We start from the raw sequence: 13,274 nt of genomic DNA, 5'->3' as shown, positions 1-13,274 counted from the left end.
CCGCCCCCCGATCGCCGTCAGGCGTGGCCGATGCGGTCCAGGATCCAGGCGTTGATGAACGCCTCCTCGCGCCAGGAGTCGTAGCGACCGCTCGGGCCGCCGTGCCCGGCACCCATCTCGGTCTTCAGCAGGTAGTCGCCGCCCGGGGCGACCGCCCGCAGCCGGGCGATCCACTTCGCCGGCTCCGAGTAGAGCACCCGGGTGTCGTTGAGGCTGGTCACCGCGAGGATCGCGGGATAGTCCACGGCGGCCACGTTCTCGTACGGCGTGTAGGACTTCATGTACGCGTACACCTCGGGGTCGTCGAGAGGGTTGCCCCACTCCTCCCACTCGGTGACGGTCAGCGGCAGCGACGGGTCGAGGATCGACGTGAGCGCGTCCACGAACGGCACCTGCGCCACGATCCCGGTGAACGCGTCCGGCGCGAGGTTGGCCACCGCGCCCATCAGCAGGCCACCGGCCGAGGCGCCCCGGGCGACCAACCGGTCGCTTGCCGTCCAGCCGGCCTTGACGAGGTGCCGGGCGCACGCCACGAAGTCGGTGAAGGTGTTCTTCTTGGCCAGCAGTTTGCCCTGGTCGTACCACCGTCGGCCCAGCTCACCGCCGCCCCGGATGTGCGCCACCGCGAAGACCACGCCCCGGTCCAGCAGGGAAAGGCGGGCCACCGAGAACCACGGGTCCATGCTGGCCTCGTACGAGCCGTAGCCGTACAGCTCGCAGGGCGCCGAGCCGTCGCGGGGGGTGCCGACGCGGCAGACCAGTGAGATCGGCACCCGGGTGCCGTCGTCGGCGAGCGCCCAGTCGCGGTGCTGCTCGTACTCGGCCGGGTCGTACGGTCGCCCGTCCGGCCCGGGCAGCACCGGCTTCTGCTTGAGCAGCACCATCTGCCGGGTGACCAGGTCGTAGTCGTACACCGAGTCGGGGGTGATCAGCGACGAGTAACGCAGCCGGACCTGGCCGGTGCGGTACTCCGGGTTGGCGTCCAACCCGACGCTGTACAGCGGCTCGGGGAAGTCGATGTCGTGCCCATCGTCACTGCCCACCGGCAGCACCCGCAGCCCGGTGAGCCCGTCGGTGCGCAGCGACACCACCAGGTGGTTGGCGAAGGCGTCGACGGCCTCCAGCCGGGTGCCGGGAGTGTGCTCGATCAGCGGCACCCAGTCGCCCGGTACGTCCGCCGAGGTGAACGCCAGCGCGAAGTCCTCCGCGCCGTCGTTGTGCAGGATCAGGAAACGGTGGCCGTGGTGCTCCACGGTGTATTCGACGCCCTGTCGGCGGGGGGCGATCACGGCCGGTGCGCCGGTCGGGTTGCCGGCGGGGATCACCAGCACCTCGCTGGTCACCTTGCTGTGCACGTCGATGAGGATGAACTTCTCCGACCGGGTCAGCTCCACCCCCACCCAGAACCGCTCGTCGTCCTCCTGGTGGACCACCACGTCGTCGGCGGCGGCGGAGCCGATGGTGTGCCGCCAGACCCGGTTCGGCCGCCAGGCGTCGTCCACAGTCACGTAGAACAGCACCGAGGCGTCGGTCGACCAGGCGGTGCCGTAGAACGTGTCCGGCACCTCGTCCGGGAGCAGCTCGCCGGTGGTCAGGTCCTTCACCCGCAGGGTGAAGCGCTCGTCACCGGAGAAGTCGGTGGAGTAGGCCAGCCAGCGACCGTCCGGGCTGACGTCGAACGCACCGAGCGAGAAGAAGTCGTGCCCCTCGGCCAGCAGGTTGCCGTCGAGCAGCACCTCCTCGCCGTCGAGCGGGGCGCCGTCCGCGCTGACCGGCGGGTCGGTCTCACCGTCGCGGACCGCCCGGCGGCACTGCACTCCGTACTGCTGTCCCTCGACCGTCCGGGTGTAGTACCAGTGCCCGCCCTTGCGGGTCGGCACGGACAGGTCGGTTTCCTGGGTGCGCCGGCGAGTCTCCTCGAACAGGTCGGTGCGCAGGTCGGCCAGGTGTGCCGTACGCGCGTCGGTGTACTCGTTCTCGGCGGTCAGGTAGGCGATCGTCTCCGGGTCGTCCTTGGCGGCGAGCCAGGCGTACTCGTCGACGACTGTGTCGCCGTGGTGGGTGCGCTCGCTGGGCACCCGCTTCGCCGCGGGCGGGGCAGTCTCGGTGGTCACGGCGGCCACGTTACCGGCCGGCAGGCGCAGCGCGCCGGACCAGCGGCATCCCGATACTCGCCACCACGGCTTTCGAACACATGTACGATGGCCGGCATGGCGGCAGCAGCGAGTTCCCTCGGCCGGTCCGGAGCCCTCGAGATCACCCGGCGGTTGGCGGCGATCTGCGGTCCACCGTTCTCCCGGCTGGCCGGGCCGGCCGACGAGGTGGCGGGGCGACCGGCGCGTTGGGTGGCTGTTCCGGGCGGCCCGCACGCCGCCGCCGAGGTGCTGCGGCTGGCCGCCGTGCACGATCTGACGGTGGTGCCCCGGGGTGCGGGCACGAAGATCGACTGGGGTGCCACTCCGGTCCAGGTCGACATCCTGCTCGACACCGGCCGGCTGGCCGGCATCGGTCACGAGCCGGTCGACGCGCTGGTGACCGACGTTGGGGCCGGCACTCCACTGCGGGCGGTTCAGGCCACCCTGGAGCGCACCGGGCAGCGGTTGGCGATGGACGCCCCCTCGCCCGGCGCGACACTGGGCGGTGTGCTGGCAGCCGGCGAGGCCGGCCCGCTGCGCCACCGCCACGGCAGCCCTTGCGACCAACTGCTCGGTGTGCGTTACCTCGCCGCCGACGGCGAGCTGATCAGCGTCGGTGGTGGCGCGCCCGGGCTCGACCTGGCCCGCCTGCTCTGCGGCTCCCAGGGCGCGCTCGGCGTGCTGGTGTCGGCGAGCCTGCGGGTGCAGCCGGTGCCGGCGAGCAGGCTCTGGGTGTCCCGCCCGGTGTGGACGCCGTTGGAGGTGCACGACCTGGTCCGGACGATCCTCGCCGCTCGGCTGGAGCCGTCGGCCATCGAGCTGGACCTGCCCGGAGGCACCCCCCGCCCGCGTACGCCGTACCCGCCCGGTCATCCGGCGGCCACCGCCCGGGAGCGTCATCCGTCGATGTCCGGCCGGGCCGGCGCTCCGTCCCGGGCCGGCAGCCTGGTGGTGCTGCTGGAAGGCGGCCCCGCCGACGTCACCGAGCGTGCCGAGCGGCTGGTCGGCCTGCTGCACGGGGAGGCGACGATCGCCCACTCCGCGCCGACATGGTGGCGCCGCTACCCGTTCGCGCCCGGTGACACGGCGCTGCGCCTGGAGGTGCCGATCGGCGACCTGCACGCCGCCGTCTACGCGCTACGTGACGCGGCCGGCGCGCCGGTGCCGGTGCGTGGGTCCGCCGGGCTGGGCGTGGTGCACGCGGCGTTGCCGGGGGCACTGGCAGCCGATCGGGTGGCGTCCATTCTGGCCGCCGTCCGAGGGGTGCTGTTGGCCCGGCAGGGCCGCTGCGTGGTGGTCTCCGCTCCGGCGGCGGTCCGCCAGGCGGTCGACCTCTGGGGCGAACTGGCCGGCCTGGCCCAGTTGCGGGCCGCGAAGCGGCACCTGGATCCGGAGCACCGGCTCGCGCCCGGGCGGCTCCCCGGCGGCCTGTGAGGCCTGACCGGCCATATGAGCCCTCGGCGCGGCCGGGTGAGCCTGTCGGCCGGTGCGGCCCGGCCGAGGTCAGTCCAGCCACCACCGGTGCATGTCCAGCAGCGGCGGGGTGAAGCGGGCCACCAGCACCAGCAGGCCTCCGACCGCACCGGCCAGCAGCAGTGACCGGGTCGCCCGGGGCAGGGCCTCGCGCTCCCTGGCGACCAGCACCACTGCGACGATCGCCAACGGCAGCGCGAGCACCGCACCCGTCAGGTAGAGCACCCCGACCACGGCATAGAGCCAGAGGAACGGGTTCAGCCCACTCATCCCGAACGGGAGCATGTCCTTCGGGTCGTACGCGCCGGTCAACATCTCGGCCGGGTCGACGCCGGCGCTCGTCATCCGACCGACGTAGAGCAGCAGCACGGCGAGGAAGGCGCCGATGGTCGCGAACTGCGCGACGATCAGGGCCCGGACCGCCGGCCGGGAGTACGACGTGACCTGCGCGGCGCTCGTCATGGCCGTCAATCTACCGACCGGCCCGAGATTCGGGGGCCGCGCCGCGGTCAGGTCGCGTCGTTGCGGAGCACCAGGACGGCGATGTCGTCCCGGGGTGGCTCGACCGAGAAGTTGATCGCCGCGGCGCGCAGCCGGGCGGCCACCACGTCGGCCGAATATCCGGCCAGGGGCGCGGCGGCGTCCCGCAGTCGGTCGGTGCCGAACAGCTCCCGGCCACGCCGCCGCTCGGTGACGCCATCGGTGTAGAAGATCAGCGAATCGCCCGGCGCGAGCGTGATCTTCGCCGTCGGCGAGGTGATCGTGTCGAGCAGGCCGAGCGCGGTGCCGCCGGTGCCGACGAACCCGGCGCCGCCCGCCGCGGCCAGCAGCACTGGCCGGTCGTGCCCGGCGAGGTGCAGCGAGACGTCCAACTTGTCACCCTCGCCCTGCCCGACCGCTGCCAGCGCCAGCGTGCAGTAGCGACCGCTACCGCGCTCGACAAGTGTCTCGTTGAGTCGCGCCAGCGCCTCCGGTAACGGTTTGCCGTCGCCGACCAGCACCCGGATGACGTCCCGGACCAGCCCGGTCACCGCGGCGGCCTGGACACCCTTGCCCGAAACGTCACCGATCACCACCAGCCAGCGCCCGTCGGGAAGCGGCACCACGTCGTAGAAGTCGCCGCCCACCTCGGCGTCGTCGCCGGTCGGGACGTACTCGGCGGCGAAACCGATCCCGTCCACCAGCGGGAGCACCGGCGGCAGCAGAGACTGCTGGAGCGTCTGCGCCACCCGACGGCGTTCGGCGTGGATGCGGGCGTTCTCGATGGCCAGCGCGGCCCGTCGGGCCACGTCCTCCAACACGGCCACCTCGTCCGGGTCGTGTCGGTGCCGCTGGTGCCGCCCCACCGCCAGGGTCCCGAGCCGCTGCCCGCGGGCGATCAGCGGGACGGCGAAACCCTCCATCGGCCCGCCCAGGGGGATCTGCGCCGCGCTGCGGGACGCCTCGCGGAGGCGGGCCTGGATCGAGTCCGGCCCGGTCTCCGCCAGCACCTTGTGCAACTGCGGAAGCATCGACTCGTCGGCGTGGCTGGCCGCCGCCAGCCGGAGCCGACCCCACTCGTCGGTGGTGTGCACAGCGCACCACTGGCCGAGTCGCGGCACCACCAACTGCGGCACCAGCGCCATGGTCAGGTCGACGTCCAACGACTGGGCCAGCAGTTCGCTCGCCTCGGCCAGGAACGTCAGCCACACCTGCCGGCGGACGTCGGCCCGGCGCAGCCGGTCGTTCTCCAGGTGCAGCGACAGCCGCTCGGCGGTGAGCACCGCCAACGGTTGGGCGTACGCCGAGGGCGCGGCGTCCAACTCCAACTCCCCGGCGTACGGGCGGTGCACCGTCAGTGGCACCCGGAGCAGGTCGATGCCGGGGCGGGGCGGCCGACCGAAGCGGGCCAGCACCTGACTGCCCTGCCCGTCGCCACGGTCCAGACGGATCGTGCCGCCGGCTGCGCCCACCATCTCGGCGACCCGGCTGAGCAGGCTGGTGGCGAAGTCGGGCAACGGGTCGTCCCCGTACAGGTCGGGGGCGGTCTGCATGAGTTCGCTCATCGCGCTGGCGCTCGGCGCGGACCCGTCGGCGCTCGTCCGAGGGCCGGCGTTGGCCGGTGTCGATTCGCCGATGGTCCCGCTGGAGGGCTGGTCGGCGCCGGGGCGGTCCAGCCGGAACCAGACGCCCTTCCCGGTGGGCAGGTACGTGGTGCCCCAGCGGCTGGCGAAGTGGTCGACCAACAACAGGCCCCGGCCCCGCACGGAGACCTCGTTGATCTCGGTGGAGTCGTTGCGGTCGCCGACGGTCAGCTCGTCGCCGGAACCGGGGGCGAAGTCGGAGACGGTGACGGTCAGCCCGATCTCGTCCGCGACGACCTCGATGTCCAGTTCGGTGCGGGCGTGCTCGACGGCATTGGTGGTCAGCTCGGTGGTGAGCAGCAGCGCCTCGTTGGCCAGCTCGTCCAGGTGTGACTCGGTCAACACCGAGCGGACCACGGCGCGGGCGGCGGCCGGCGTACGGCGGTCGGCGGGCAGCCGCACACGCCGGACGGCCCCGTCCCGGGCCCCGGCCGTCGCGGGCCCCGCCTCGGCTGACACCCCCGTATCCTCCACCGTCCCCCTGCCGGGTGCCAAGCCGATCACCGATCGCGGGCTGTCGCGTCGGTCAGCGGCACCGGCGGCAGGGAGCGGGTTGACGCGTCGAAACGACCGGTCCGGGAGCCCGGCGAGGTTTGCGACGCGCCGTGCCGGCTCGACGCCGATCGGGCGGGTCTACGGGGCGATCGATGCCACCTGGCGGGTCGCGCACCCTGGCACCACGGCGCGCGCGGGCACAATATGGGGTGCCGGTGTGTCCGCACGGACCGGCGCCCCCGAGTTGAGCGAGGAATGATGACCACGTCGAAGCAGTCGGTGGCGGATCCGTCCGCGTCCGACCACGAGGCGCTCCTCGGTGAGTTGGCCGAGGCACTGCGACGGATCGGGCGCGGCGACCTGAAGGTTCGGCTTCCCCGCCGAGCCGGCGCGGCCGGTGAGGTGGCGGACGCCTTCAACGAGGTGGTCTCGCTCCAGGAGCGGCAGTACCTGGACCTGCGGCGGATCAGCCGGATCGTCGGTCGCGACGGCCGGCTCACCGAGCGGCTCGACGACGAGGGGCTGGACGGCTCCTGGGCCGAGGGGCAGCGGGCGATCAACTCGCTGATCGACGACCTGGGTCGACCGACCACCGAGATCGCCCGGGTGATCGTGGCCGTCGCCGACGGTGACCTGTCCCAGCACATGGCGTTGGAGATCGACGGTCGGCCGCTGCGCGGTGAGTACCTGCGCATCGGGCGCACCGTGAACACGATGGTGGACCAGCTGTCGTCGTTCGCCGACGAGGTGACCCGGGTGGCCCGTGAGGTGGGCACCGAGGGCAAGCTGGGTGGCCAGGCCGACGTGCGGGGCGTCGCCGGCACCTGGAAGGACCTCACCGACTCGGTGAACACCATGGCGTCGAACCTGACCGGCCAGGTGCGGTCGATCTCGCAGGTGGCGACGGCGGTGGCCAAGGGCGACCTGTCGCAGAAGATCACTGTCGGAGCGCGTGGCGAGGTGGCCGAGCTGGCCGCGACGATGAACTACCTCACCGACACGCTGCGGCTTTTCGCCGAGCAGGTGACCCGGGTGGCCCGTGAGGTGGGCACCGAGGGCAAGTTGGGCGGCCAGGCCGAGGTGCCGAACGTGGCCGGCACCTGGAAGGACCTGACCGACAGCGTCAACTCGATGGCGTCGAACCTGACCGCCCAGGTCCGTAACATCGCGCAGGTCTCCACGGCGGTCGCGCGCGGCGACCTGTCACAGAAGATCACGGTGGCGGCGCAGGGCGAGATCCTGGAGCTGAAGGACACCGTCAACACGATGGTGGACCAGCTGTCGTCGTTCGCCGACGAGGTGACCCGGGTCGCGCGTGAGGTGGGCATCGAGGGCAAGTTGGGCGGTCAGGCCCAGGTGCGCGGCGTCTCCGGCACCTGGCGGGACCTCACCGAGAACGTCAACCAGTTGGCCGGCAACCTGACCAGCCAGGTCCGCAACATCTCCCAGGTCTCCACCGCAGTGGCGAAGGGCGACCTGTCGCAGAAGATCACGGTGGACGCCCAGGGCGAGATCCTGGAGTTGAAGAACACCGTCAACACGATGGTCGACCAGCTGTCGTCGTTCGCCGACGAGGTGACCCGGGTGGCCCGTGAGGTGGGCACCGAGGGCAACCTGGGCGGTCAGGCGCAGGTGAAGGGTGTTTCCGGCACCTGGCGGGACCTGACCGACAACGTGAACTCGATGGCGTCGAACCTGACCAGCCAGGTCCGCAACATCGCCTCGGTGACCACGGCCGTGGCCAAGGGTGATCTGTCGCAGAAGATCACGGTGGATGCGCGGGGTGAGATCCTGGAGCTGAAGTCGACTGTCAACACGATGGTGGACCAGCTGTCGTCGTTCGCCGACGAGGTGACCCGGGTGGCCCGTGAGGTGGGCACCGAGGGCAAGTTGGGCGGCCAGGCGCAGGTGCGTGGGGTCGCCGGCACCTGGCGGGACCTGACCGACAACGTGAACTCGATGGCGTCGAACCTGACCGCCCAGGTCCGCAACATCGCCCAGGTCTCCACGGCGGTGGCCAAGGGTGACCTGTCGCAGAAGATCACGGTGGATGCGCGGGGCGAGATCCTGGAGCTGAAGTCGACTGTCAACACGATGGTCGACCAGCTGTCGTCGTTCGCCGACGAGGTGACCCGGGTGGCCCGTGAGGTGGGCACCGAGGGCAAGCTCGGCGGTCAGGCGCAGGTGAAGGGTGTTTCCGGCACCTGGCGGGACCTGACCGACAACGTGAACTCGATGGCGTCGAACCTGACCAGCCAGGTCCGCAACATCGCCTCGGTGACCACAGCGGTGGCCAAGGGTGACCTGTCGCAGAAGATCACCGTGGACGCCCAGGGCGAGATCCTGGAGCTGAAGTCGACTGTCAACACCATGGTCGACCAGCTGTCGTCGTTCGCCGACGAGGTGACCCGGGTGGCCCGCGAGGTCGGTATCGAGGGCAAGCTCGGCGGTCAGGCGCAGGTGAAGGGTGTTTCCGGCACCTGGCGCGACCTCACCGAGAACGTCAACCAGCTCGCCTCGACGCTGACCACGCAGTTGCGGGCCATCGCCCAGGTGTCCACGTCGGTGACCCGCGGCGACCTGACCCAGCGGATCGCGGTCAAGGCGCAGGGCGAGGTCGCCGAGCTGAAGGACAACATCAACCAGATGATCGTCACCCTCCGGGAGACGACCAAGAAGAACGCCGAGCAGGGCTGGCTGGACTCCAACCTCGCCCGGATCGGCGGCCTGTTGCAGGGCCAGCGCGACCTCGGCGAGGTCTGCCGCATGATCATGACCGAGGTGACTCCGCTGGTCGACGCCCAGCTCGGCGCCTTCTTCCTGGCCGACGACGCCGACGGCAGCATGCGGCTCCGGCTGACCTCCTCGTACGGGTACGTGGCGCGGGGGCACGACGTCACCTTCGGGCCGGGTGAGGGGCTGGTCGGGCAGACCGCGCTCTCCCGTCGCACGATCCGGGTCAGCGCCTCACCGAACAGCCGGCTCACCCTGCGCTCCGGCCTGGCCGAGACACCCCCGTCCGACCTGGTGGTGCTCCCGGTCCTGTTCGAGGGCGAGCTGCTCGGGGTGATCGAGTTCGCCAGCGTGTCGGCCTTCTCCGAGCTGCACCTGGCGTTCCTGGAGCGGTTGGTGCTGACCATCGGCATCGCTGTCAACACCATCCAGGCCAACCGGCGTACGGAGGAGCTGCTGGCCCAGTCGCAGCGGCTGGCGCACGAGATGCAGGAGCAGTCGGCGGAGTTGCAGCGCACCAACGCCGAGCTGGAGGAGAAGGCCACTCTGCTGTCCGAGCAGAAGGGCAACATCGAGACGAAGAACCGGGAGATCGAGCTGGCCCGGCTGGGCCTGGAGGAGAAGGCGCAGCAGCTGACCCGGGCGTCGGCGTACAAGTCGGAGTTCCTGGCCAACATGAGCCACGAGCTGCGGACCCCGCTGAACTCGTTGCTGCTGCTGGCCCGTCTGCTGGCCGAGAACTCGGAGCAGAACCTCAGCCCGAAGCAGATCGAGTTCGCCCGGACCATCCACGGCTCCGGCTCCGACCTGCTGCGTCTGATCGACGACATCCTCGACCTGTCCAAGATCGAGGCGGGTCGGATGGACGTCGAGCCGACCGAGATCCGCTTCACCGAGCTACGCGGCTACGTCGAGCAGGCGTTCGCGCCGCAGGCCGAGGAGAAGAACCTGGACTTCCAGGTACGGGTGAGCAAGGATCTGCCGCCGGCGTTGGTGACCGACGCGCAGCGGTTGCAGCAGATCCTGCGCAACCTGCTCTCCAACGCGGTGAAGTTCACCGACAACGGTGCCGTGACGCTGCGGATCGCCCCGGCCGCGGAGAACGCGGTCTTCGACGTGCCGGCGCTGACGAACGCCCAGCAGGTGATCGCGTTCACCGTGATCGACACCGGGATCGGCATCTCCGACGACAAGCTGTCGATCATCTTCGAGGCGTTCCAGCAGGCCGACGGCACTACCAGTCGCCGGTACGGCGGCACCGGCCTGGGCCTGTCGATCAGCCGCGATCTGGCCCGACTGATCGGCGGCACCATCACCGTCTCGTCCGCGCCAGGTCAGGGCTCGACCTTCACCCTGTTCGTGCCGCAGGTGCTGGCCCCGGACGCAGTGGTCGCACCGCAGGCTCCGTCGCCGCAGCGCGCCGGGCTGCCGTCGTCGCTGCTGATGCCGCCGCTGGAACTGCTGCCGGAACGGCCGGAGGCACCGGCCACCCGTCAACTGGACGGCGCCACGGTGCTGATCGTGGACGACGACGTCCGCAACGTCTTCGCCTTGACCAGTGCGTTGGAGCTGCACGGGATGACCGTGCTGTACTCGGACAACGGGGCGGACGGTGTCCGTCTGCTGGCCGAGCATCCGGAGGTGGACATCGTGCTGATGGACGCCATGATGCCTGACCAGGACGGTTACGAGACCACCCGCCAGATTCGCCGCAACCACCGGTTCGCCGACCTTCCGGTGGTCTTCCTGACCGCGAAGGCGATGCCGGGTGACCGTGAGTCGGCGCTCGCTGCCGGGGGCAGCGACTACATCACCAAGCCGGTCGACCTGGACGACCTGATCGAACTGATGTCGTCCTGGATCAACGGCAGCCGGACCGAGGAGACTTCGTGACCCAGATGGCCAAAGCGCTGCTCGTGGACGACCGCCGGCAGAACCTGACGGCCCTGGAGGCGATCCTTCAGGGCCTGCCGGTCCAGTCCGTGGCGGTGGAGAGCGGTGAGGCGGCGCTCAAGCAGTTGCTGGTGGACGACTTCGCGGTGATCCTGTTGGACGCGCAGATGCCGGACATGGACGGCTTCGAGACGGCGAGCCACATCAAGCGCCGCGAGCGGACGCGGCACGTGCCGATCATCTTCCTCACCGCCGCCGACCGGGACGCCCAACTCGCCCTTCGGGGTTACCAGGTGGGCGCTGTGGACTACCTCACCAAGCCGTTCGACCCGTGGGTGCTCCGGGCGAAGGTGTCGGTCTTCGTCGAGCTGTGGGTGAAGACCCGGCAGCTCGCCACCCAGTCGGATCTGGTCCGGGAGCGCGACACGCAGTGGCGGCGGCTCACCGACGCGGTCGACGAGGCGACCGCCCAGCTCCGCTCGGACGACCCGGAGGTCCGCGACCGGGCGGTACGGCTGCTCGAACAGGCCCGCTGGGGCAACACCGCCTGACGCGGCGGGGCGGCTCAGCCGGTGGGCTGGTCGTTGCGGATCATCAGGGCGCTGCGCAGGCCGGTGATGTCCAGTACGCGGATCAGGAAGTCGCCCACGTGCGTCAGCATCAGCAGGCTCTGCGCGTGGCTGGCCTTGCGGCTGAGCACGACCAGGGTGCCCAGGCCCTGCGAGTCGCAGAAGGTGACGCCGCCGAGGTCGAGCACGATCTTCGGCGGGGGGTCGGCCAGCACCTCGTTGACGACGGTGGAGAGCTGGGCCGCCGTGAGCATGTCGATCTCACCGGCCAGGCGCAAGACTGCTTCGTCGCCCGTCCGGTGTAGCGTGATGGACAGTTCGGCACGATCCACCCGGTCAGCCTAGCGCGATCCGACCGACCTGGCCTGTCGAGGCCGCGAGCCGTCGCCGTCCAGGCCACGAGGCCCACCGTGTCGGCGCTGCTGACCGGCGCGGGTCACAGGTGAGCCGGGTAACCCCACCACGGGGTGGCTGCTGGTTGACCGTCCGGCGCTGTCACAATGGCGGCATCGTGACCGACATCTTTCCCGCCGGATCCGGCCGCTACCCAGCCGACGCGCCGGCCTCCGAGGCCCTGTTCGACCGCGCCCGCGCCATCGTGCCGGGTGGGGTGAACTCCCCTGTGCGCGCCTTCCAGGCGGTCGGCGGCACCCCGCGTTTCATGGTCCGTGGGGAGGGCCCGTGGCTGTACGACGCCGACGGTCGCCGCTACGTCGACCTGGTCTGCTCCTGGGGTCCGCTGATCCTCGGGCACGCGCATCCCGAGGTGGTGGCCGCCGTGCAGGCCGCCGCCGCCAAGGGCACCAGCTTCGGCACCCCCACGCCGGGTGAGGTGGAGCTGGCCGCCGAGCTGGTCGACCGGACCCCGATGGAGCAGGTCCGCCTGGTCAACTCCGGCACCGAGGCGACCATGTCGGCGATCCGGCTGGCCCGCGGCTTCACCGGCCGCTCGAAGATCGTCAAGTTCGCCGGCTGCTACCACGGCCACGTGGACGCGCTGCTCGCCTCCGCCGGCTCCGGCGTGGCCACCCTGGGCCTGCCCGACTCGCCCGGTGTGACCGGCGCGGCGGCCAGCGAGACGATAGTGCTTCCGTACAACGACATCCGGGCCGTCGAGGAGGCGTTCGCCGCCGAGGGCCAGCACATCGCCGCGGTGATCACCGAGGCCGCCGCCGGCAACATGGGCGTGGTGGCCCCCCGCGACGGCTTCAACCAGCAGCTCGCCCGGATCGCGCACGCACACGGCGCCCTGCTCGTGGTGGACGAGGTGATGACCGGGTTCCGGGTCTCCCGTGCCGGGTGGCACGGCCTCGACGCCTCCGACGCCGACCTGTGGACGTACGGCAAGGTCATGGGTGGCGGCCTGCCCGCCGCGGCGTTCGGCGGGCGCGCGGACATCATGGCGCGGCTCGCGCCGGCCGGCCCGGTCTACCAGGCCGGCACCCTCTCCGGTAACCCGCTCGCCTGCGCCGCCGGCCTGGCGACCCTGCGGCTCGCCGACGACGCGCTGTACCAGCGCCTCGACGAGACGGCCGCCGTCGTGGGCAAGCTGGCGTCCGACGCGTTGGCCGCCGCCGGGGTCCCACACCGACTTTCGTACGCGGGCAGCATGTTCTCGGTCTTCTTCACCGACGCCGACGTGGTCGACTACGACAGCGCGCGCACGCAGCAGGTGCCGGCGTTCAAGGCGTTCTTCCACGCGATGCTCGCCGCCGGCGTCTACCTGCCGCCGAGCGCGTTCGAGTCGTGGTTCGTGTCGGCGGCGTTGGACGACGCCGCTCTGGAACACATCGCCGACGCGCTGCCCACGGCGGCGAACGCGGCGGCAGCGGCCGGTCACGGGGGGTAGAAGA

Annotated in this window: 8 protein-coding genes; 4 read left to right on the top strand and 4 right to left on the bottom strand. The window is 71.2% G+C overall.

Features of this window, described 5'->3' with window-relative positions:
* Positions 1 to 17 precede the first annotated feature (17 nt).
* Positions 18 to 2,114, bottom strand: a complete 2,097-nt coding sequence (locus FB453_RS32640) for a S9 family peptidase (RefSeq protein ID WP_145796422.1) — start codon at positions 2,112 to 2,114, stop codon at positions 18 to 20.
* 96 nt (positions 2,115 to 2,210) lie between these two features.
* Between FB453_RS32640 and FB453_RS32635 the strand changes: the two genes are divergently transcribed.
* Positions 2,211 to 3,569 carry an FAD-binding oxidoreductase gene (locus tag FB453_RS32635; RefSeq protein WP_145796420.1) on the top strand — a complete coding sequence of 453 codons (1,359 nt, stop codon included), beginning with the start codon at positions 2,211 to 2,213 and terminating at the stop codon, positions 3,567 to 3,569.
* Positions 3,570 to 3,638: 69 nt separating this feature from the next.
* Here FB453_RS32635 and FB453_RS32630 read toward each other — a convergent pair whose 3' ends face one another.
* The gene (locus FB453_RS32630; protein WP_145796417.1) at positions 3,639 to 4,070 is read right to left on the bottom strand and encodes a hypothetical protein; all 432 of its coding nucleotides are present in this window, start codon (positions 4,068 to 4,070) and stop codon (positions 3,639 to 3,641) included.
* 47 nt (positions 4,071 to 4,117) lie between these two features.
* Positions 4,118 to 6,190: a SpoIIE family protein phosphatase gene (locus FB453_RS32625; RefSeq protein ID WP_112586466.1), complete on the bottom strand. Its 2,073-nt coding sequence runs from the start codon at positions 6,188 to 6,190 to the stop codon at positions 4,118 to 4,120.
* 291 nt (positions 6,191 to 6,481) lie between these two features.
* Between FB453_RS32625 and FB453_RS32620 the strand changes: the two genes are divergently transcribed.
* Both FB453_RS32620 and FB453_RS32615 read left to right on the top strand, forming a co-directional pair.
* Positions 6,482 to 10,852, top strand: a complete 4,371-nt coding sequence (locus FB453_RS32620) for a HAMP domain-containing protein (protein ID WP_486480571.1) — start codon at positions 6,482 to 6,484, stop codon at positions 10,850 to 10,852.
* Entirely contained in the window at positions 10,849 to 11,403 is a 555-nt protein-coding gene (locus tag FB453_RS32615; RefSeq protein ID WP_091395745.1) for a response regulator, read from the top strand. Before FB453_RS32620 ends, FB453_RS32615 begins: the two co-directional genes overlap by 4 nt.
* Before the next feature lie 14 nt (positions 11,404 to 11,417).
* Here FB453_RS32615 and FB453_RS32610 read toward each other — a convergent pair whose 3' ends face one another.
* Positions 11,418 to 11,753, bottom strand: a complete 336-nt coding sequence (locus tag FB453_RS32610; RefSeq protein ID WP_088951070.1) for an STAS domain-containing protein — start codon at positions 11,751 to 11,753, stop codon at positions 11,418 to 11,420.
* Between the two features lie 179 nt (positions 11,754 to 11,932).
* Between FB453_RS32610 and hemL the strand changes: the two genes are divergently transcribed.
* The gene (gene hemL / locus FB453_RS32605; protein WP_145796413.1) at positions 11,933 to 13,270 is read left to right on the top strand and encodes a glutamate-1-semialdehyde 2,1-aminomutase; all 1,338 of its coding nucleotides are present in this window, start codon (positions 11,933 to 11,935) and stop codon (positions 13,268 to 13,270) included.
* Positions 13,271 to 13,274 lie beyond the last annotated feature (4 nt).

Source organism: Micromonospora sp. CNZ322 (assembly GCF_007827755.1).
This window is presented reverse-complemented; position numbering and strand designations above follow the sequence as displayed.